We start from the raw sequence: 20,160 nt of genomic DNA on the forward strand, positions 1-20,160 counted from the left end.
GTGTTACTTGGCCGACTTGATCGCAGCACCCAGCTTCTTGGCGGTGTCGGCCGGGTCGGCTTTCGGGTCGTTGATGTAGTTGGTCACTACGTCAAAGAACGCACCTTGCACCGCCAGGGTAGTGGCCATGTTGTGCGCCATGCTTGGCTGCAAGCCGCCCGTCTTGGCGTCGGTCAGGAAGTCCTTGGCGGCGGTCTGGGCGCAGGAGTCGAAGCCGTAGGAATCCATCTTGGTCAGCATGTCGTTACGCACAGGGATCGAGCCCTTGTTGATGCTGAACACTTTCTGGAAGTTTTCACCCAGCACGACTTTGGCGATGTCCTGCTGGCCAGCAGCAGTGCCTTTGTCTTTCTGCTTGAACACCGCCAGGGAGTCGATGTTGTAGGTGAAAGCTTTGTCGGTGCCCGGGAACGCTACGCACTCGTAGTCCTTGCCGGCGACTTTCTTGGCCGCGGTCCACTCGGACTTGGCCCAGTCACCCATGATCTGCATGCCGGCCTTGCCGTTGATGACCTTGCCTGCTTCGAGGTTCCAGTCCTGGCCTTTGCCGTCGACATCCATGTAGGTCGCGACTTTCTTCAGCTCGGTGAGTGCCTTGACCATTTCCGGGCCGGTCAGCGCGCCGTTATCCAGGTCGACCAGGGCTTTCTTGTAGCCATCAGCCCCCATGACCGAGAGCACTACCGCTTCGAAAACGGTGCTGTCCTGCCAAGGCTGGCCGCCGTGGGCAAGCGCAATGAAACCTGCAGCTTTGAGCTTGTCGCCGGCTGCGTAGAATTCTTCGAGGGTGGTTGGGTTCTTGGTGATACCGGCTTTCTTGAAGACTTCCGGGTTGATCCACAGCCAGTTCACGCGGTGAATATTCACCGGTACGGCTACGTAGTCACCGTCGTACTTCACGGTATCGGAGACTTTCTTGTCGAGCAGGGAATCCCACTTTTCTTCTTTGGCGACGTCTTTGAGCACGTCGGTGTCGAGCAGGCCAGTGGACGCCCATTCCTGGATGTCGGGGCCTTTGATCTGGGCTACGCCCGGTGGGTTGCCGGCAACTGCACGGCTTTTCAGCACGGTCATGGCCGTGGCGCCACCGCCACCTGCAACGGCACCGTCTTTCCAGGTGAAGCCATCTTTCTCAACTTGGGCCTTCAGGACATCCACAGCCGCTTTTTCACCACCGGAAGTCCACCAATGCACCACTTCCACCGTACCTTTGGAGTCGGCGGCAAATGCACTGAGGGGAAACAACGAGGCAATGGAAATAGCAACGGCGAGGCGATTAATCGCGTTCATCTGAGTACCTTTTCTTGTTGTTATGCATGCAAGTCTAGAGCTTGCGCTGCACGGAGTTTAAACAGGGATTTTCCAGGCGCAGGTAACAAAGGGACGCACAAATGTCACCACTTGGTGACATAACGCCCGTTGCCCAATGCACTGGCCAGGCTGGGTGCCAAGGGTAACGCCGGCAGCACGACCGCTTGCCAGGCATGGTACAGATCAGGTTTGCCGCCCCATATTTTGCTGCTGGGTTGGTTGTGCGGGCTGAGTTCGTGGTGCCAACTGCCATGGAGCCGATCGATGAAGTGGGTTTCACAAAACTCCCAGATGCGTCGATACCAGATCTCGTAATGCAGTTCACCGGTACGTTTGAGCAGTGCCTGAGCAGCGGCGCTGGCTTCTGCGTGGGTCCAGTGCAAGCGCTCGCGTACAACCGGGCGCCGACTCCAATCCAAAGTGTAGACAATGCCCGGTGCACCATCCACGGCCCAGGCATATTCACAGGCGCTGGCAAACAGCCCTTTGGCGTCGTCAACCAACCAAGCCGGCGTATCCAGCCCGGCCTGCAGGCGCGCAGCTTCCAGGTGCAGTAGCAGCCGCGCCCATTCGAAACCGTGCCCAGGGGTGATGCCGTAGGGGCGAAACCCATCAGCGGGGTTATCTTCGTTGTAGCCCAGTAGAGGTTTCCACTGCGCGTCAAAGTGCTCGATCACCATGAACTGGTTGCTGGCGGCGTGGGTGTGGATCACCCGCTCGACGATGCGCAGCGCACGGTCCAGCCAACGGCTGTCAGCAGTGACATCGGCCAGGGCCAGGAAGGCTTCGGTGGCGTGCATGTTGCTGTTGGCGCCGCGATAGCCTTCGACACCACTCCAGTCTTGGGCGAAAGATTCAAGCATGACGCCCTCCTCCTCGCTCCAGAAGAACTGGTCGATGATATGAATGGCGTCGTTCAACAAGGTTTGCGCACCCGGCGCGCCAGCCACCACCGCAGAGCTGGCGGCCAGGGCCACGAATGCATGCAGGTACGCTGCTTTGCCGGTGTTGCCATCCAGGGCTTGGGGCGCGGCGAACCAGCCACCGTGCTCACTGTCGCGCAGCGGGCCGCTGAGAGCCGTCACGCCATGCGCCACCAGCTCGGCATAACCGGGCAGCCCCATCGCATGGGCCATGGCGAAGCTGTGGGTCATACGGGCGGTGTTCATGGTTTCGGCGCGGGCATCGGCGGGCAACTGGCCTTTATCGTCGAGGTTGCCGAACCCGTCCGGCAGGCGCGATGCCTTGGCGAACGCCAACAGGCGCTGGCCTTCAGCGGCGAGCCAGGCGTGGTGGGCAGGTGCGTTCAGCCAACTGCTGGCAGGCAGTGGATGGGTGGTCATGGGTGGCCCTTATTGTTTTTTGTGGGATGACCGGAGTCTAAACAAGGGCGCGGTAGGGGCAAGTAACGAAGGGGAGAAGAAATGTCACTATCTGGTGACAATCAATCTCCAAGTGAAAATCCAAAATGTGGGAGGGGGCTTGCTCCCTCCTACATTTAGATCTCATTCAAAGGCCATAACTTCGTTCATTGACCCAGCGGTGTGGCCGCAGCAGGCGCATTGAGGCGCTGGTTCAGATTCTGCACCTGGCTCTGCAAGGTGGTGATATTGCGCGTGGTCTGGATGCGGAACACATCAAACTCCTTGTTGGTCGGCGCATCGACGTTGGCAGGCTGGTTTTCCTGGGCACTCTTGAGTACCAGCAAATCCTGCTCAAGACGGGCGATGGCGGCGCCTGGATTGCCCTGCTTCTTCAAGGCTGCCACATCAGTGGACAAGTCCTTGATCTCACCTTGGGCCGCCTTGAGGCTGGCGACAGCGTCGGTCAGGGCCTGCACCTGGCCTTGCAGCTTGGCATTGGCAGCCGTCAGTTCGGTGGTACTGGCGCTCATCTGGGCCAGGCGACTATCCAGCTCGGTGGCTTGGCCGGCGACGCCCAACTGTTGCTTGCCCTGCTCCTGCAACTGGGCTTGCAACTGCTTGATCTGCAATTTCAGCGCCTCGCTGCCGTTGTTCACGCTGGCTTCGCTGGCCACGACCTTGCCGGAAATATCCTGCAGGCGCCCCGCCGCTTCCTCGCTGATGCGGGCGAAGCTTTCCTGGGTGGCGACCAGTTGCTGGCCCATCAGGGAAATCTGCTGGAAGCTCCACCAGGCCAGGCCGGCGAAAGCAATCAGCAATGCGCCTACCAACGCCCACAACGGGCCGGTGCTGGCACTTTTAACTTTGACCACTGGTGTGGTTCGCGAGCGCACCGAAGTGGCGGCAGTCGGCACGAAATCATCGTCGTCCCCGAGGTCTGCCCGCAGGCTGGGCACGTTGTCGAAGTCGTCTTTTGCATCGTTACGCATGAATCTACCTTGAATCAATGAGGTGGCTGCTCAGAGGCCGAGCGGCGCAAGTATAAACCGTGCCCCAGACGCATAGGTCGACACGGTCCGGCGAATTCGGTTCCCGATGTGTTGCTGGTTATGAACTTACTTGAGGCCCGGATCCTGGGCTTTCCACCAACTGCAGAACTCATCGAGCGCGGCCCACAGGGTGACCTTGGGGTCGTAGTCCAGATAATGCCTGGCACGGCTGATGTCGAGGGTGAAATCTTTGTTCATCACCTGCATGCCCAAACGCGATAACGAAGGCTCCGGCCGCCCCGGCCACATCGCACAGAACGCCTCATTCAAGGCCGCCACGCTGTAGGACAAACCGTAAGACCGATAACGGGTCACTTGGGGCAGCTCCATTTGCCGCATCACATAATTGACCACATCCCATATAGGCACCGGTGCGCCGTTGCTGATGTTGTACGCCTTGCCCAGCGCCGAGCCGGGTGCGAGCAGGCTGCTGAGCAGCGCTTCATTGAGGTTGTGCACGCTGGTGAAGTCGACCTTGTTCAGGCCGTCGCCGACAATGGCCAGGCGGTTCTTGCGCTGCATCTTCAACAGCCGCGGGAAGATGCTCATGTCGCCGGCACCGGTGACAAAACGCGGGCGCAACGCCAACACCTCAAGACCGAACTCCTGGGCACCGAAGACCTTCTGCTCGGCCAGGTATTTGGTGGCGGCATAAGGATGCTTGAAACGTTTGGGCACCTGCTCTTCGGTGATGCCTGAATGGTCGCGGCCGTCGAAGTAGATCGACGGCGACGACAGGTGCACCAGGCGCCCCACGCGCTGCTTGAGGCAGGCTTCAACCACATTTTCAGTCACCAGCACATTGCCTTGGTGAAAGTCCTGATACTTGCCCCACAACCCGACGGCGCCGGCGCAATGCACCACGGCTTCAACGTCGCGGCACAGGTCACGCACCAGGTCGGCATCATTCAAGTCACCCTGGATAAACTCGGCACCGCGCCGAACCAGGTGTTCGACACCCTCGGCGCGTCGCCCGTTGACCCGCACATCCAGGCCCTGTTCAAGGGCAAAACGCGCAAAGCGCCCGCCGATGAAGCCGCTTGCGCCGGTGACCAGAATTTTCATGTAGTACTCCGTGTTCTTTCGTTTTTCATCGCTGTGGCCTTGACGCCCGCCATCACTTCAACGGCACCAACCAGTGGCCACAAACCTGGGCCAGATGGTCGGTCAACAAGCCCAACAGTTGCCCGCCACTGCGCCAATGATGCCAGTACAGCGGCACATCGATGGGCTTATCTGGCAATAACTCCACCAATACGCCGGTTTCCATCTGGTCGCGCACCTGTAACTCGGGCACCAGGCCCCACCCAAGACCGGCTTCCGTCAGGCGAATAAAACCTTCGGACGACGGGCATAGATGGTGCTCAAAACCTCCGTTCACCCCGAGGGAAGCCAGGTAACGGTGTTGCAGGAAATCATCCGGGCCGAACACCAGCGCCGGCGTGCGCGCCAATTGATCGGCGCGCACGCCCGCCGGGAAATGCCGGGCAATAAACGCCGGGCTGGCCAGCGCCCGATAACGCATGGCGCCCAGTAACAGGCTGCGAGCACCGGCCACCGGGCGCTCGCTGGCACAGATACAGGCCGCAACCTCACCGGCACGCATACGCTTGAGGCCCACGGTCTGGTCTTCGACCACCAGGTCCAGCAGCAAGTGCTGTTCGGCGCAGAAGTCGCTGATGGCCTCGGCCCACCATGTGGCCAGGCTGTCGGCATTCAGGGCGATGCGCAAGCGCTCGGGCATACCCTCCTCGTCCAGCGCCGGCACCTGGCTTTGCAGGTCACGCTCCAGCAAACGCACCTGTTGCACATGGTTGAGCAGGCGTCGGCCGATGTCGGTCGGGGTTGGGGGCGAGGCCCGTACCAGCACCGGCTGCCCGATACGCGCCTCCAGCAGCTTGATGCGCTGGGAGATCGCCGACTGCGACAGCCCCAGCACCTGGGCACCGCGCTCGAAGCCGGCTTGTTCCACCACCGCCGCCAGGGCGGAAAGCAACTTATAGTCGAACATCAGTTTTCCTAATGAGCGATCAGCAATATTGGTTTTTCTTATACAGGTCCGACCCGCACCATAGCCAGCATCGTTTAAGCATCAACAAGGATCCTTCAGTATGTGGCAGAGCTATATGAACGGCTTGCTGGTGGCCCTCGGGCTGATCATGGCAATCGGCACCCAGAACGCGTTCGTCCTCGCGCAAAGCCTGCGCCGCGAGCATCACTTGCCCGTCGCGGCCTTGTGCGTGATCTGCGATGCGCTGCTGGTGGCCGCCGGGGTGTTCGGCCTGGCCACCGTGCTGGCCCAGAGCCCGATACTGCTTGCGGTGGCACGCTGGGGCGGCGCGGCGTTCCTGCTGTGGTATGGCGCATGTGCGCTGCGCCGGGCCTGTTCGAAACAGAGCCTGGATCAGGATGCCAGTCTCAAGACCCGCTCATTGCGCGCGGTCCTGTTGAGCGCGCTGGCGGTGACCCTGCTAAATCCCCATGTGTACCTGGACACCGTGCTGCTGATCGGTTCCCTGGGCGCGCAACAAACGCAGCCGGGGGCTTACGTGGCCGGTGCCGCCAGCGCTTCGTTCCTGTGGTTCACCACCCTGGCACTCGGCGCGGCGTGGCTGGCACCCTGGCTCGCACGCCCGGCCACCTGGCGCCTGCTGGACTTGCTGGTGGCGGTGATGATGTTCTCGGTGGCCTACCAATTGATCAGCGCCTGACCAATAGTTGAAAACGCGCTGGAACCTCTATCCCACACAGTTGTTGCGTGGTTATGCCGCACCCCCGGTGCTATGATCGGACCCCTGCGCCGCAAAGAGTACAAACTCCCCGGCGCATGTTTGGCCGCCCGTGATCGGCCTTGCGCTCACCGCAACTGACCTGATTAGGAGAATCATCATGGCTTTCGAATTGCCGCCGCTGCCCTACGCACACGATGCCCTGCAGCCGCACATCTCCAAGGAAACCTTGGAATACCACCACGACAAGCACCACAACACCTATGTCGTGAACCTGAACAACCTGGTGCCTGGCACCGAGTTCGAAGGCAAGACCCTGGAAGAAATCGTCAAGTCTTCCTCGGGCGGCATCTTCAACAACGCCGCTCAGGTCTGGAACCACACCTTCTACTGGAACTGCCTGGCGCCAAACGCCGGCGGCCAACCAACCGGCGCACTGGCTGAGGCCATCAACGCCGCGTTCGGTTCGTTCGACAAGTTCAAGGAAGAGTTCACCAAGACGTCCGTCGGCACCTTCGGTTCCGGTTGGGGCTGGCTGGTGAAAAAGGCTGACGGTTCCCTGGCCCTGGCCAGCACCATCGGCGCCGGCAACCCGCTGACCAGCGGCGACACCCCGCTGCTGACCTGCGACGTATGGGAACACGCCTACTACATCGACTACCGCAACGTGCGTCCAAAGTATGTGGAAGCGTTCTGGAACCTGGTCAACTGGAAGTTCGTGGCTGAGCAGTTCGAAGGCAAGACCTTCACTGCCTAAGCAGCGCGTTCAGTAAAAAGAGCCCGGCGATTGCCGGGCTTTTTTGTGCTCGCCAGGCAGACCGCCCAGAAATAGCGGAACTCAACAGTAACAATTCACCACACAAACGCCAGGAGGAATAAACCTCCTAAACCAATGTGGAGAATGACGATGGATCCTATTTCGATGGCAGCAGGGGTTATGGGTGCAATCCCAATGGTGGCGGGTATTGCTGATAAAGGGATGGATCTGGCAAACGGCGCAATGGGCGCGGGACACAAAGTCCTGGACATGGCAAACAAAGTCCTGGACATGGTCGGTGAAGGCGCCAGGATCGGTGGGGAACAGCCAAAGCCCCAGGGTCAGATCAATTTTTCTTAAATCGTCACCCACTCGAAGGCGGATCTCCTCCGCCTTCTCTCCTGCCGAGCGTGCAGCCCCTAGCCTTTCCTGTTTACGACAAGCCCGAATATCCGCGGGCGCCCACCTGCGTTTATCCAGCTCAAACCTCAATTGAGCTCAGCCCCCAATGTCCCTTTGACTGCCATCCTCAGATTGCCAATACTCATGGCATATTGACGGCCACCCGCATGAGACAAGGAATGCCCCTTTGAAGCTGGAACTCAAAAACAGCTTGTCGGTGAAGTTGCTACGGGTTGTGCTGCTGTCGGCCTTGATCGTCGGCGTGGCGTTGAGCGTGGCGCAGATTGTTTTTGATGCCTACAAGACGCGCCAGGCTGTGGCTGGCGATGCGCAACGTATCCTCGACATGTTTCGCGACCCCTCGACCCAGGCCGTCTACAGCCTGGACCGCGAGATGGGTATGCAAGTGATCGAAGGGTTGTTCCAGGACGACGCCGTGCGCATGGCCTCCATCGGTCATCCCAACGAGACCATGCTGGCGGAAAAAAGCCGCGCGTTACAGCAATCCCCCAGCCGCTGGTTGACCGACCTGATTCTTGGCCAGGAACGCTCCTTTACCACCGCATTGGTCGGCAAAGGCCCCTACAGCGAATATTACGGCGACCTCAGTATCACCCTGGATACCGCCACCTATGGCAGAGGTTTTCTGGTCAGCTCGGTCATCATCTTTATCTCGGGCGTATTGCGCGCCCTGGCCATGGGGCTGGTGCTGTACCTGGTGTATCACTGGATGCTGACCAAACCGCTTTCACGGATTATCCAGCACCTGACATCGATCAACCCGGACCGCCCCAGCGCACACAAGATCCCTCAGCTCAAGGGCCACGAACGCAACGAACTGGGGCAGTGGATAAACACCGCCAACCAGTTGCTCGAGTCCATCGAGCGCAATACCCACCTGCGCCACGAGGCCGAATCCAGCCTGTTGCGCATGGCCCAATATGACTTCCTGACCGGCCTGCCCAACCGCCAGAAGCTGCAGGAACAGCTGGACAAGATCCTCACTGACGCCGGCCGCAGGCAGCGCCGGGTGGCGGTCTTGTGCGTTGGGCTGGATGATTTCAAGAGCGTCAACGAACAATTCACCTACCAGGCCGGCGACAAACTGCTACTGGCCCTGGCCGATCGCCTGCGCGCCCACAGCGGACGCCTCGGCACGCTTGCCCGCTTGGGAGGCGACCAGTTCGCCCTGGTGCAGGCCGATATCGACCAGCCTTACGAAGCCGCCGAACTGGCGCAAAGCATTTTGGATGACCTGGAGGCGGAGTTCGCACTTGAGCATGACCTGATCAGGCTGCGTGCCACCATCGGCATCACGCTGTTCCCTGAAGATGGCGACAGCACCGAGAAGTTGCTGCAAAAAGCCGAGCAGACCATGACCCTGGCCAAGAGCCGCTCGCGCAACCGCTATCAGTTCTACATCGCCAGCGTCGACAGCGAAATGCGCCGGCGCCGCGAATTGGAAAAGGACCTGCGCGATGCGCTGAGCCGCGACCAGTTCCACCTGGTGTACCAGCCGCAAATCAGCTACCGCGACCATCGCGTAGTCGGCGTAGAGGCCCTGTTGCGCTGGCAACACCCGGAACACGGCCTGGTACCGCCGGATCTGTTTATTCCGCTGGCGGAACAGAACGGCACCATCATCCCGATCGGCGAATGGGTGCTGGACCAGGCGTGCCGGCAACTGCGCGAATGGCACGATCAGGGCTTCACCACGCTGCGCATCGCCGTCAACCTGTCCACCGTGCAACTGCATCACACCGAGTTGCCGCGGGTGGTCAACAACCTGATGCAGATCTATCGCTTGCCGCCCCGCAGCCTGGAACTGGAAGTGACCGAGACCGGCCTGATGGAAGACATCAGCACCGCCGCCCAGCACCTGCTGAGCCTGCGTCGCTCCGGGGCGCTGATCGCCATTGATGACTTCGGCACCGGTTATTCATCCCTGAGCTACCTGAAAAGCTTGCCGCTGGACAAGATCAAGATCGACAAAAGCTTCGTCCAGGACCTGCAGGATGATGACGATGACGCAACGATCGTGCGCGCCATTATCCAACTGGGCAAAAGCCTGGGTATGCAAGTAATTGCCGAAGGCGTGGAGACCGCCGAACAAGAGGCGTACATCATCTCCGAAGGCTGCCATGAGGGTCAGGGTTATCACTACAGCAAACCGCTGCAGGCGCGGGAGTTGGCGGCTTATTTGAAGCAGTCCGAGCGCAATAGCGCGGTGAGTCTGTGAATTAACCAACCAATACCAAATATTTCCCGCGTATAAGCCTTTACACAAAATGCAAATCTTTCGCATTATGTCGCAGCTTTTGCGCTCCCCGCGCGCCCTATTCACACTCGAAGCAGGATGTTCGCCATGATTCGTATGCCCCTGGCCACCGCCAGTCTGCTGGCCATTGCCATTTCTCTCGCCGGTTGTGGCGAAGGTAAAGACAAGGCCGCCGCGCCTCAAGCACCCGCCGCAGCCAGCACAACCGCACCGGCTGCCGGCCAGGTCGACGAAGCAGCCGCCAAGGCGGTTGTCGCGCACTACGCAGACATGGTGTTTGCGGTATACAGCGATGCCGAATCCACCGCGAAAACCCTGCAGACAGCGGTCGACACCTTCCTCGCCAACCCGAACGACGAAACCCTGAAAGCGGCCCGTACCGCCTGGATCGCCGCGCGCGTCCCGTACCTGCAAAGTGAAGTGTTCCGCTTCGGCAACACCATCATCGACGACTGGGAAGGTCAAGTGAACGCCTGGCCCCTGGACGAAGGCTTGATCGACTACGTCGACAAGTCCTACGAGCACGCCCTGGGTAACCCGGGCGCCAACGCCAACATCATTGCCAACAGCGAGATCCAGGTCGGCGAAGACAAGATCGACGTCAAGGAAATCACCCCGGAAAAACTCGCCAGCCTCAATGAGCTGGGCGGTTCCGAGGCGAACGTTGCCACCGGCTACCACGCCATCGAATTCCTGCTCTGGGGCCAGGACCTCAACGGCACCGGCCCAGGCGCGGGCAACCGTCCGGCCTCGGACTACCTGACGGGTGACGGTGCCACCGGCGGTCACAATGAGCGCCGCCGCACTTACCTGCGCGCAGTGACTCAACTGCTGGTCAGCGACCTGGAAGAAATGGTCGGCAACTGGAAACCCAACGTCGAAGACAACTACCGCGCCACCCTGGAGTCGGATCCGGCTACCGACGGCCTGCGTAAAATGCTGTTCGGCATGGGCAGCCTGTCTTTGGGCGAGCTGGCCGGCGAGCGCATGAAGGTGTCCCTGGAAGCCAATTCGCCGGAAGACGAACATGATTGCTTCAGCGACAACACCCACAACTCGCAGTTCTACGACGCCAAGGGCATCCGCAACGTTTATCTGGGTGAATACACCCGCGTTGACGGCACCAAGCTGACCGGCGCCAGCCTGTCGTCCCTGGTAGCCAAGGCCGATCCGGCTGCCGATGCCGCCCTCAAGGCGGACCTGGCGGCAACCGAAGCGAAGATCCAGGTCATGGTCGACCGCGCCAACGCCGGCGAGCACTACGACCAGTTGATCGCCGCAGGCAACGACAAGGGCAACCAGATCGTACGCGACGCGATTGCCGCCCTGGTCAAGCAGACCGGTTCGATCGAGGCCGCTGCCGGCAAGCTGGGCATCGGTGACCTGAACCCGGACAGCGCTGATCACGAGTTCTGATCCCTGCGGTACTGAAAAAGGCGACCTTGTGGGAGGGGCGGTGCGACGGTTCGACTTGCTCCCGATAGCGGTGGATCAGCAGATACATTCTGCGCTGATCAGCTGCTATCGGGAGCAAGTCCCTCCCACATTTTGCTCCGGGTAACCTCAAGCACTCTGGTTTACATGCCCAGCACCGTCGGTAGAATGGCGCCTCTGCCCAATCACCCGAGCGAACTTCATGGCGTTGCCGACCCTACGTATCATCGGTTTCATCATCGGCATCTTCCTGATCACCCTTGCCGTCGCCATGGTCATCCCGATGGCCACCCTGGTGATCTTCGAACGCACCAGCGACCTGCCCTCATTCCTGTGGGCCAGCCTGATCACCTTTATCGCCGGGTTGGCCCTGGTCATCCCCGGTCGCCCGGAGCATGTGCACTTGCGCCCCCGGGACATGTACCTGCTGACCGTCAGCAGTTGGGTGGTGGTGTGCATCTTCGCCGCCCTGCCCTTTTTGCTGACCCAGCACATCAGCTACACCGACTCGTTCTTTGAAAGCATGTCCGGCATCACCGCCACCGGCTCCACCGTGCTGAGCGGCCTGGACAGCATGTCGCCGGGCATCCTGATGTGGCGTTCGCTGCTGCACTGGCTCGGCGGTATCGGCTTTATCGGCATGGCGGTGGCGATCCTGCCGCTGCTGCGTATTGGTGGTATGCGCCTGTTCCAGACCGAATCCTCGGACCGCTCGGAAAAGGTCATGCCCCGCTCGCACATGGTGGCGCGGCTGATCGTGGCGGCGTATGTGGGCATCACCATCCTCGGCAGCCTGGCATTCTGGTGGGCCGGAATGGGTTTGTTCGATGCGATCAACCACGCAATGTCGGCGATTTCCACCGGCGGGTTCTCCACCTCGGATGAGTCCCTCGCGCACTGGAAACAACCGGCCGTGCACTGGGTCGCGGTGGTGGTGATGATCCTCGGCAGCTTGCCGTTCGCCCTGTATGTGGCCACGTTGCGCGGCAACCGTCGAGCGCTGATCAAGGACCAGCAGGTGCAAGGCTTGCTCGGCCTATTGCTCGTGACCTGGCTGGTGCTCGGCACCTGGTACTGGTGGACCACCGACCTGCATTGGCTCGATGCCTTGCGCCATGTGGCGCTGAATGTGACTTCGGTAATGACGACCACCGGATTTGCACTGGGGGACTACAGCCTGTGGGGCAACTTCTCACTGATGCTGTTCTTTTACCTGGGCTTTATCGGCGGCTGCTCGGGCTCCACGGCCGGCGGCATCAAGATCTTCCGTTTCCAGGTCGCCTATATCCTGCTCAAGGCCAACTTGAACCAGTTGATCCACCCACGTGCGGTGATCAAGCAAAAGTACAACGGTCATCGCCTCGACGAAGAAATTGTGCGGTCGATCCTGACCTTTTCATTTTTCTTTGCCATTACCATCTGCACCATCGCCCTGGCCTTGTCACTGCTGGGCGTGGACTGGATGACCGCGCTGACCGGTGCCGCCAGCACCGTGTCCGGCGTCGGCCCGGGCCTGGGTGAAACCATCGGCCCGGCCGGCAACTTCGCCACCCTGCCGGATGCAGCCAAGTGGATTCTGTCGCTGGGCATGCTGCTGGGTCGACTGGAGATCATTACCGTGTTTGTGCTGTGTATTCCGGCATTTTGGCGCCACTGACCGACGACATTTCCTGCAGCCGTGCCCGGTACTCGCCGGGCGTGGCATTGAACCAGCGGCGAAACGCGCGGAAGAAGTTGCTCGGGTCGGCGAACCCCAGCAGGTAGGCAATTTCCAGCAAGGTCATGTTTGGCTGCGCCAGGTATTGCTCGGCCAGCTCGCGGCGGGTGTCATCGAGCAAGGCCTGGAAACTGGTGCCCTCCTCCTGCAAACGTCTTTGCAAGGTACGTTGGGACAGATGCAGTGTCTGGGCCACCGCTTCGCGCTTGGGCTCCCCCTGGGGCAGCAGGCGGCACAACACCTGTCGCGCGTTGTGGGTGACGCGACTTTCAGAAAAACGCGCCAGGTATTCACCGGCAAAACGATCATGCAATAGCGCCATGGCCTCGTTGGCCGTGGGCAGCGGTGCATCCATGTCGGCTTGCTCGAAGATCAGCGCGTCATAGGGCGCATTGAATTGCAGCGGCGCATGGAAGGCCTGTTTGTACGGCGCCAGGTCCGCTGGTTGATCGCCCTGCAGCAGCACTTTGCGCGGTTGCAGGGTGCGCCCGGTAAGCCAGCCGCACAGCGCCAGCGCACTGGCCAGCGAGGCTTCGGCGCTTTGCCGGGTCGGCGGCAGATGATCGCCATGCACTGTCAGAATCAACGCATAGCCTTCGGGTAAGAGTCGGAAGCTCAAGTCGGCGCTTTCGGCGATGATGCGCTGGTAGCGCACCAATCGCATAAAGCCTTCAGCCAGAGTGTTGCTGGACATCAGTGCATAACCGGCAACATGGAACGAGGCCGGCCGCACCACCTTGCCCATGTTCAAGCCAATCGCCGGGTTGCCTGACACCTCCACCGCCCGCTGCCACAGGCGGGTCATGGAATCCTGGGGAAAACGCGCGTCCGGGTCACTGAGGGCGGCATAGTCCAGGCCCAGTTGCTTGAACAACGCACGGCAATCCAGGCCGTCCATTTCCAACGCCTTGACTATCCCCATCGCCCAGCTTGCAGAAGTTGTTCGTTCGCTCATGGCGTCTTCTTATTGAAAGCAGGCTCAAACGGCAGCCAGGAAGCCAAGGATACTAAAGTGGCATCTATTGTCACTGGCTGATACCACTGATCACTCTAGACTCAAATAAGCTCCCCGCCGAACACCTGTTGGGCGGCACAACAACCAGAGGGCCGGCCACCGTGGAAAACACCAGGAAATTCAACAGCTTTGCCGAGTTTTACCCGTACTACCTGAGCGAACATGGCAACAGCACCTGCCGGCGCTTGCATTTCATCGGCACCACCCTGGTGATCGGTATCCTCGCGTACGCCATAGGCCGGGGGTCACTGCTCCTGTTGCTGGCCTTGCCAATCGCTGGCTACACCTTTGCCTGGATTGGCCACTTCTTTTTCGAAAAGAACCGTCCGGCGACCTTTCAGCACCCGTTCTATAGCTTGCTGGGGGATTTCGTGATGTACCGCGACATGATCCTGGGCAAGGTACCGTTCTAGGGGGCGTTCTCAATTAGTTTCCCCGTCGCGCCGGGCGACAACGCGGCGGGGAAACTAATTGAGAACGCCCCTAGGTGTGACCTCATGTCACTTGCGTCGCAAGTATGAAAAATTGTGCATCCGCCGAGATAAAAGTCTTTTTGTCATTTACGGTGCTGTATCCTGCCAAGGCTTTTTGAGAGCGCGCAATCACCTGCGATTGAAAACAGACCTTGCGAGGAGCGACGACGATGCACGAGATACCTAATCTCCCCTTCCCAAGCCTGCACCCAACCGAGCAGCCAACACCGCAGCAGGCCAGCAACAAGCAGCCTGCGACCAAAGAAGCAAAACCAGTCGACAGCAAACGCCAAGACTGACGCCGTACCAGACCGTGTGGAAAGCGCACCTTTGAGCGCTTTCCACACTGCCTGAATCATTCGAGACGCTCATCATGACCACAACCCTTCCCGATACGCCGGATGCCGCCGTGCTCGACGCTGCCTTGCAGATGGTCGAAGTCTGGAACCGCCTCAGTGCAGACAAGCAAGCCGCACTGCTCAAGCGCTTCGGCACCCAGGAAAATGCCCTGGCAGCCCTGGTGACGACTCAATTGCTGGCTCCCGCCCAAGCCTGATGCATCTTTGATCCGAGGTTTTACATTTTTGCCGCCCTGCCCGGCCTGCGCGCCGGTATCATTAGCAGCCTATCTTTACCTGCTGCGACAGTGGACCTCTCCCATGCCAGATACCCAGCGACCCATGGCCGTCACGCTGCAAGTCGTTTCCATCGTGCTGTTTACCTTTATCGGCTACCTGAATATCGGCATCCCCCTGGCTGTACTGCCGGGCTATGTGCATAGCCAATTGGGCTATGGCGCCGTGATCGCCGGGCTGGTCATCAGCGTGCAATACCTGGCGACCCTGTTGAGCCGCCCCTATGCCGGCAAGATTATCGACAACCTGGGCAGCAAGCGCGCCGTGCTGATTGGCCTGGTGGGCTGCGGTTCAAGTGGCGTGTTCATGTTGCTGGCGGCGTGGTTTTCCAGCCTGCCGGCAGTGAGCCTGGGCAGCCTGTTGATCGGTCGACTGGTGCTGGGCAGCGCCGAAAGCCTGGTGGGTTCAGGCGCGATCGGCTGGGGCATCGGCCGCGTTGGCGCGGCGAACACCGCCAAAGTCATCTCCTGGAACGGTATCGCCAGCTACGGCGCGCTGGCGGTCGGCGCACCATTGGGGGTGCTGTTGGTCAGCCGGTTCGGGCTGTGGAGCATGGGCGTGAGCATCATTCTGCTCGCCGTGCTGGGCGTGTTGTTGGCCTGGAAAAAACAAGCCGCGCCGATTGTACCCGGCGTACGTCTGCCGTTCATGAATGTGCTGGGCCGCGTGTTGCCACACGGTTGCGCGCTGGCGCTGGGCTCCATCGGCTTTGGGACCATCGCCACCTTTATCACCCTGTATTACACCACCCAGCACTGGGATAACGCGGTGTGGGCCTTGAGCCTGTTCGGCGCCAGTTTTATCGGCGCACGCTTGCTGTTTGGCAATTTGATCAACCGCATTGGCGGCTTTCGCGTCGCGATTGCCTGCCTGTCGGTGGAAGTCCTCGGCCTGCTGTTGCTGTGGCTGGCGCCGGATGCCCAACTGGCGCTGGCTGGCGCGGCGTTGAGCGGCTTCGGCTTTTCCCTGGTATTTCCGGCGCTGGGCGTGGAGGCGGTCAACCTGGTGCCCGCCTCCAGCCGTGGCTCGGCGGTAGGCGCCTATTCGCTGTTTATCGACTTGTCCCTGGGCATCACCGGGCCACTGGCGGGCGCCGTGGCAGCAGGTTTCGGCTTTGCATCGATCTTCCTGTTCGCCGCCCTCGCCGCCGCCGCCGGTTTGCTGCTGAGTCTGTACCTGTACCGCCAGGCACCCAAGGCCCGGGAAACGCGCGACGCCTAGAAGTCGACCTTGCCTCGCCCGGCCTTGATGCTGCCGCGCTTGGTCTTGGACTCCAGGCGGCGCTTCTTGGACCCCAGGGTGGGCTTGGTCGGACGGCGCTTTTTCTCGACCTTGGTGGCGCTCTGGATCAACTCCACCAGGCGCTCCAACGCATCGGCACGATTCTGCTCCTGGGTACGGTATTGCTGGGCCTTGAGCACCAGCACACCTTCGCTGGTAATACGGCTGTCGCGCAGCGCCAGTAGGCGCTCCTTGTAGAACTCCGGCAAGGACGAGGCAGGAATGTCAAAACGCAGGTGCACTGCGCTCGACACCTTGTTGACGTTCTGACCACCGGCACCCTGGGCGCGAATGGCGGTCAGCTCGATCTCGGCATCGGGCAGCTGTACGTTATTGGAAATCACCAGCATGAGTAACACGGTCCTCCGGAAGAAGCCCTAGGATACGCGAATGCACCTTGGCCATCCCCTCAAACAACAAACCCGGCACAAGGCCGGGTCTGCTTAACAACATTGACGCTTACTTCACCGCGGGGACCGCCATATCCATGGACTGCTGCGCCCGCTTGTTCTTGATCCAGTAACACACCCCCATGAACGCCACCCACACCGGGATCGCGTACACCGAGCGGTCAATGCCCGGAATCATCAACATGGTGCCCAGGATAAACACCACGAACGCCACGCAGATAATGTTGCCATACGGATACCACAGCGCCTTGAACAGCGGCACCTGGCCGGTGCGGTTCATGTGCTGGCGGAACTTGAAGTGCGAGAAGCTGATCATCGCCCAGTTGATCACCAGCGTGGCCACCACCAGCGACATCAGCAGTTCCAGCGCGTTATGGGGCATCAGGTAGTTCATCAGCACCGCCACCAGGGTTATCGCCGCCGAGGCCAGGATCGACCGCACCGGCACGCCACGCTTGTCGATCTTCGCCAGGGCCTTGGGCGCGTCGCCCTGCTCGGCCATGCCCAGCAACATACGGCTATTGCAGTAGGTGCCGCTGTTGTACACCGACAGCGCTGCCGTCAGCACCACGAAGTTGAGAATATGCGCGGCGGTATTACTTCCCAGCATCGAGAACACCTGCACGAACGGGCTGCCACTGTAGGCATCGCCGGAGGCGTTGAGGGTCGCCAGCAGGCTGTCCCACGGCGTCAGCGACAACAGCACCACCAGGGCGCCGATGTAGAAAATCAGGATACGGTAGATCACCTGATTGATCGCCTTGGGGATCACGGTGCGTGGTTGATCGGCTTCGGCGGCGGTAAAACCGAGCATTTCCAGGCCGCCGAACGAGAACATGATGATCGCCATGGCCATCACCAACCCGCCAACACCATGGGGGAAAAACCCGCCGTGGTCCCACAGGTTGCTCACCGAGGCTTGCGGGCCGCCGCTGCCACTGACCAGCAGGTAGCTGCCCAAGGCAATCATGCCGACAATTGCCACCACCTTGATGATGGCAAACCAGAACTCGGCTTCACCGAAGACCTTGACGTTGGCCAGGTTGATCACGTTGATCAGTACGAAGAAGGCCGCCGCAGACACCCAGGTCGGGATCTCCGGCCACCAGTAGTGCACGTATTTGCCGACAGCGGTCAGCTCCGACATGCCCACCAGAATGTAAAGAATCCAGCAGTTCCAGCCCGACAGAAAGCCGGCGAAACCGCCCCAGTATTTGTGGGCAAAATGGCTGAACGAACCGGCTACCGGCTCCTCGACGATCATTTCGCCAAGCTGGCGCATGATCATGAAGGCGATAAAGCCGCAGATGGCATAGCCTAGGATCATCGACGGGCCGGCGGATTTGAGCACCCCGGCCGAGCCCAGGAACAGACCGGTGCCGATGGCGCCACCGAGGGCGATCAACTGGATATGCCGATTTTTCAGGCCGCGTTTCAGCTCGCCTGAAGAGGAATGGGTTCCACTCATGAAAGGGTCTCACGCAAGGTTTGAGGATATGAATGCAGGTTGCTGCCTTGAATTACCAACTCAAGCAGCGCCGTTCAAACCCCAGCGCAGGCACCAGGAGTACAGCGTCTTTCTAATGGTCATACGTCACCTGCTTGTTTTTATCTGTGACGAAATCGAACCCGTCCGGCTCGTGGCCAGGCGGAATGATCAGGGGGATCGAACCCTGAGGTCTTGGCCTTTTGCGTGGGTACGCAAGGGGGGTCACAGTAAAACGCGGCGCATTGTACACCGCTCGACAGCTTCGGCACGCCCCAACAGAGTGCACGCGACAAACTGTCAGCCAATCCTTACAGCTACAGGTCACCCAAGACTTTCGGGGCAAATTCGTAAACTTATCGTTACGATACGGAAATACTGCGTTACAGCCAGGTTTTACGGCCAGCCAACGGAAAATTGTCAGTGGGGATTTTCTGAATAAACGGTTCAGCCAATACGCTGTTTTTTCTGAATAAAAAATAGCTCGCCAAAAACAGAAGAAAAGATCCAAATGAAACCGTGTCAATAAATTTTTTGCATTTTGAAACACTCTCTTCTAGGTTCTTTCCACTTGCCCACGAAGCCCGCGGGCAAGCCGTTCTCAATCAACGTCCTCTAGGAGATACACCATGCAAGCACTGGAAAAAGACCTGGAAACCGAACTGCAACTCGACGATTGGTTTGAAGCGCCGACCCATGAGGCCGCCGTTGAAATGATGCAAGCCGATGCCGTTGTGCCTTTCGGCACCGCGATGTGGCCTTTCTAATACCCGGCAGGCATCCGGCAGGTGCTGTGCACGGCACCTGCCCCCTTACCCAAGGCACAGAAGGACACCCGTCATGGACAAGGCCCGCGCCGTCGAACACTTTCTCTACTACCTCGCACACCACCCAGCCCTCAGCGGCCTGAGTCGCCCCACCGTGCTGCTGGGCCATACCGAACGCTACGACGCCATCGCCCAGGCAATCACCCACGGCAGCGCCGCCCGCTTCAACTTCCAGTTGCAACGCCTGGACCTGGCTCCCAGCGAAGCCCTGGTGCAAGCCATCGAAGACTGTGACCTGTACCTGTTTCTCTACGACTCCTCCACCCTGCCCAACCCACGCGCCGAAGGCCCGGACTTTATCCGCGCCCTGCACGGCGTGATGGCCGAGCACTGGAAGAAATCCCTGCTATTCAAGGATTATGGTGATTACTTCTACGACACCTTCAGCGTCGAGCCACAGCGTATTGCCGACCTTAACGCCACGCTGATCCGACGCATGTCCCAGGCCAATGTACTGAGCTTTACCGACAAGCACGGTTCACGTCTTGAAGCGCCGATGAGCAGCATCAAGAAGTGGACCAATATCAACGGCGTCGGCAACCACGACCTGGCCCCCGGCGAAATCGCCACCCACAGTGAAGCCATCAACGGCCAGGTGCGGTTTGTCGGTACCTTCCTCAGCACTATTCCGTTTGCGCGCAAATACGGCGTGCTGCAATCACCGCTGGAATTGTGGATCGAGAACTCGACCATTTGCAGCGTGGCCAGCGACGTGCCGGGGCTGGCGGATGATTTCAACAAGTACCTGAATGCCAACCCGTCCAACCGTCGGGTGGAGGAGCTAGGGATTGGCACCAACGAAGGGGTCAAGGATCTGTATGCGCGCAATGCCGGGTTCGAGGAGCGCCATTGCGGGCTGCACCTGGGCCTGGGCGGCGGGCAGAAAGGCAGTCATCACTTGGATTTGATCTTTGCCAGTGGGGTGTTGGCGCTGGATGACAAGCCGGTGTTTGATGGCTCCTTTGCCTTTTAAAAGATCATCAGACGTGTAG

The 20,160-nt window shown here is 60.0% G+C and carries 19 protein-coding genes; 11 read left to right on the forward strand and 8 right to left on the reverse strand.

What is annotated here, in order from left to right:
- Positions 1-3: 3 nt before the first annotated feature.
- The 5 genes from LJX92_RS20615 to LJX92_RS20635 all read right to left on the reverse strand — a co-directional run bounded on the left by LJX92_RS20615 (position 4) and on the right by LJX92_RS20635 (position 5,735).
- Positions 4-1,290 (reverse strand): ABC transporter substrate-binding protein, encoded by a 1,287-nt coding sequence (locus tag LJX92_RS20615; RefSeq protein WP_032879756.1) that lies wholly within the window; start codon positions 1,288-1,290, stop codon positions 4-6.
- A gap of 104 nt (positions 1,291-1,394) precedes the next feature.
- The gene (locus LJX92_RS20620; protein WP_032879755.1) at positions 1,395-2,654 is read right to left on the reverse strand and encodes an AGE family epimerase/isomerase; all 1,260 of its coding nucleotides are present in this window, start codon (positions 2,652-2,654) and stop codon (positions 1,395-1,397) included.
- 185 nt (positions 2,655-2,839) lie between these two features.
- Positions 2,840-3,664: an ATPase gene (locus tag LJX92_RS20625; RefSeq protein ID WP_032879754.1), complete on the reverse strand. Its 825-nt coding sequence runs from the start codon at positions 3,662-3,664 to the stop codon at positions 2,840-2,842.
- Between the two features lie 126 nt (positions 3,665-3,790).
- Positions 3,791-4,789 (reverse strand): NAD-dependent epimerase/dehydratase family protein, encoded by a 999-nt coding sequence (locus LJX92_RS20630; protein ID WP_032879753.1) that lies wholly within the window; start codon positions 4,787-4,789, stop codon positions 3,791-3,793.
- 52 nt (positions 4,790-4,841) lie between these two features.
- Positions 4,842-5,735, reverse strand: a complete 894-nt coding sequence (locus tag LJX92_RS20635) for a LysR family transcriptional regulator ArgP (protein WP_032879751.1) — start codon at positions 5,733-5,735, stop codon at positions 4,842-4,844.
- Between the two features lie 100 nt (positions 5,736-5,835).
- Between LJX92_RS20635 and LJX92_RS20640 the strand changes: the two genes are divergently transcribed.
- The 6 genes from LJX92_RS20640 (at position 5,836) to LJX92_RS20665 (ending at position 12,981) form a co-directional block, all read left to right on the forward strand.
- Positions 5,836-6,435, forward strand: a complete 600-nt coding sequence (locus LJX92_RS20640) for a LysE/ArgO family amino acid transporter (RefSeq protein ID WP_103734744.1) — start codon at positions 5,836-5,838, stop codon at positions 6,433-6,435.
- Positions 6,436-6,613: 178 nt separating this feature from the next.
- On the forward strand, positions 6,614-7,210 hold the full coding sequence (locus LJX92_RS20645) for a superoxide dismutase (RefSeq protein WP_003212997.1): 597 nt from the start codon (positions 6,614-6,616) through the stop codon (positions 7,208-7,210).
- Between the two features lie 150 nt (positions 7,211-7,360).
- Positions 7,361-7,570, forward strand: a complete 210-nt coding sequence (locus LJX92_RS20650) for a hypothetical protein (RefSeq protein WP_146097885.1) — start codon at positions 7,361-7,363, stop codon at positions 7,568-7,570.
- Positions 7,571-7,799: 229 nt separating this feature from the next.
- A complete protein-coding gene (locus LJX92_RS20655; protein ID WP_032879745.1) occupies positions 7,800-9,851 on the forward strand; it encodes a putative bifunctional diguanylate cyclase/phosphodiesterase in 2,052 nt (683 codons plus the stop codon).
- 126 nt (positions 9,852-9,977) lie between these two features.
- The gene (locus tag LJX92_RS20660) at positions 9,978-11,306 is read left to right on the forward strand and encodes an imelysin family protein (RefSeq protein WP_032879743.1); all 1,329 of its coding nucleotides are present in this window, start codon (positions 9,978-9,980) and stop codon (positions 11,304-11,306) included.
- A gap of 220 nt (positions 11,307-11,526) precedes the next feature.
- A complete protein-coding gene (locus tag LJX92_RS20665; RefSeq protein WP_032879741.1) occupies positions 11,527-12,981 on the forward strand; it encodes a TrkH family potassium uptake protein in 1,455 nt (484 codons plus the stop codon).
- On the opposite strand, the gene LJX92_RS20670 is transcribed toward LJX92_RS20665, so the two are convergent.
- Positions 12,938-13,996, reverse strand: coding sequence for an AraC family transcriptional regulator (locus tag LJX92_RS20670; protein WP_032879739.1), 1,059 nt, complete (start codon positions 13,994-13,996; stop codon positions 12,938-12,940). The two genes, LJX92_RS20665 and LJX92_RS20670, sit on opposite strands and share 44 nt — an antisense overlap.
- A gap of 161 nt (positions 13,997-14,157) precedes the next feature.
- Here LJX92_RS20670 and LJX92_RS20675 point away from each other — a divergent pair, with 161 nt between their 5' ends.
- The 3 genes from LJX92_RS20675 to LJX92_RS20685 all read left to right on the forward strand — a co-directional run bounded on the left by LJX92_RS20675 (position 14,158) and on the right by LJX92_RS20685 (position 16,385).
- On the forward strand, positions 14,158-14,469 hold the full coding sequence (locus LJX92_RS20675) for a DUF962 domain-containing protein (protein ID WP_005790802.1): 312 nt from the start codon (positions 14,158-14,160) through the stop codon (positions 14,467-14,469).
- A gap of 433 nt (positions 14,470-14,902) precedes the next feature.
- A complete protein-coding gene (locus tag LJX92_RS20680) occupies positions 14,903-15,085 on the forward strand; it encodes a hypothetical protein (protein WP_032879737.1) in 183 nt (60 codons plus the stop codon).
- A gap of 103 nt (positions 15,086-15,188) precedes the next feature.
- Positions 15,189-16,385: an MFS transporter gene (locus LJX92_RS20685; RefSeq protein ID WP_005790807.1), complete on the forward strand. Its 1,197-nt coding sequence runs from the start codon at positions 15,189-15,191 to the stop codon at positions 16,383-16,385.
- Here LJX92_RS20685 and arfB read toward each other — a convergent pair.
- A complete protein-coding gene (gene arfB / locus LJX92_RS20690; protein WP_003193787.1) occupies positions 16,382-16,795 on the reverse strand; it encodes an alternative ribosome rescue aminoacyl-tRNA hydrolase ArfB in 414 nt (137 codons plus the stop codon). The genes LJX92_RS20685 and arfB overlap by 4 nt on opposite strands.
- Before the next feature lie 109 nt (positions 16,796-16,904).
- A complete protein-coding gene (locus tag LJX92_RS20695) occupies positions 16,905-18,323 on the reverse strand; it encodes an amino acid permease (RefSeq protein ID WP_122733632.1) in 1,419 nt (472 codons plus the stop codon).
- Positions 18,324-18,970: 647 nt separating this feature from the next.
- Between LJX92_RS20695 and LJX92_RS20700 the strand changes: the two genes are divergently transcribed.
- Positions 18,971-19,108 (forward strand): hypothetical protein, encoded by a 138-nt coding sequence (locus LJX92_RS20700; protein ID WP_003237751.1) that lies wholly within the window; start codon positions 18,971-18,973, stop codon positions 19,106-19,108.
- A gap of 73 nt (positions 19,109-19,181) precedes the next feature.
- Entirely contained in the window at positions 19,182-20,141 is a 960-nt protein-coding gene (locus tag LJX92_RS20705) for a hypothetical protein (RefSeq protein ID WP_032879733.1), read from the forward strand.
- Positions 20,142-20,160: the final 19 nt, after the last annotated feature.

The sequence above is a fragment of the Pseudomonas sp. HN8-3 genome (assembly GCF_020790195.1).
Classification (GTDB): domain Bacteria; phylum Pseudomonadota; class Gammaproteobacteria; order Pseudomonadales; family Pseudomonadaceae; genus Aquipseudomonas; species Aquipseudomonas synxantha_A.

Coding starts and splice junctions, on each gene's coding strand:
- LJX92_RS20615 (WP_032879756.1), bottom strand. CDS start 1,290: ATGAACGCGATTAATCGCCTCGCCGTTGCTATTTCCATTGCCTCGTTG.
- LJX92_RS20620 (WP_032879755.1), bottom strand. CDS start 2,654: ATGACCACCCATCCACTGCCTGCCAGCAGTTGGCTGAACGCACCTGCC.
- LJX92_RS20625 (WP_032879754.1), bottom strand. CDS start 3,664: ATGCGTAACGATGCAAAAGACGACTTCGACAACGTGCCCAGCCTGCGG.
- LJX92_RS20630 (WP_032879753.1), bottom strand. CDS start 4,789: ATGAAAATTCTGGTCACCGGCGCAAGCGGCTTCATCGGCGGGCGCTTT.
- LJX92_RS20635 (WP_032879751.1), bottom strand. CDS start 5,735: ATGTTCGACTATAAGTTGCTTTCCGCCCTGGCGGCGGTGGTGGAACAA.
- LJX92_RS20640 (WP_103734744.1), top strand. CDS start 5,836: ATGTGGCAGAGCTATATGAACGGCTTGCTGGTGGCCCTCGGGCTGATC.
- LJX92_RS20645 (WP_003212997.1), top strand. CDS start 6,614: ATGGCTTTCGAATTGCCGCCGCTGCCCTACGCACACGATGCCCTGCAG.
- LJX92_RS20650 (WP_146097885.1), top strand. CDS start 7,361: ATGGATCCTATTTCGATGGCAGCAGGGGTTATGGGTGCAATCCCAATG.
- LJX92_RS20660 (WP_032879743.1), top strand. CDS start 9,978: ATGATTCGTATGCCCCTGGCCACCGCCAGTCTGCTGGCCATTGCCATT.
- LJX92_RS20665 (WP_032879741.1), top strand. CDS start 11,527: ATGGCGTTGCCGACCCTACGTATCATCGGTTTCATCATCGGCATCTTC.
- LJX92_RS20670 (WP_032879739.1), bottom strand. CDS start 13,996: ATGAGCGAACGAACAACTTCTGCAAGCTGGGCGATGGGGATAGTCAAG.
- LJX92_RS20680 (WP_032879737.1), top strand. CDS start 14,903: ATGACCACAACCCTTCCCGATACGCCGGATGCCGCCGTGCTCGACGCT.
- LJX92_RS20685 (WP_005790807.1), top strand. CDS start 15,189: ATGCCAGATACCCAGCGACCCATGGCCGTCACGCTGCAAGTCGTTTCC.
- arfB (WP_003193787.1), bottom strand. CDS start 16,795: ATGCTGGTGATTTCCAATAACGTACAGCTGCCCGATGCCGAGATCGAG.
- LJX92_RS20695 (WP_122733632.1), bottom strand. CDS start 18,323: ATGAGTGGAACCCATTCCTCTTCAGGCGAGCTGAAACGCGGCCTGAAA.
- LJX92_RS20700 (WP_003237751.1), top strand. CDS start 18,971: ATGCAAGCACTGGAAAAAGACCTGGAAACCGAACTGCAACTCGACGAT.
- LJX92_RS20705 (WP_032879733.1), top strand. CDS start 19,182: ATGGACAAGGCCCGCGCCGTCGAACACTTTCTCTACTACCTCGCACAC.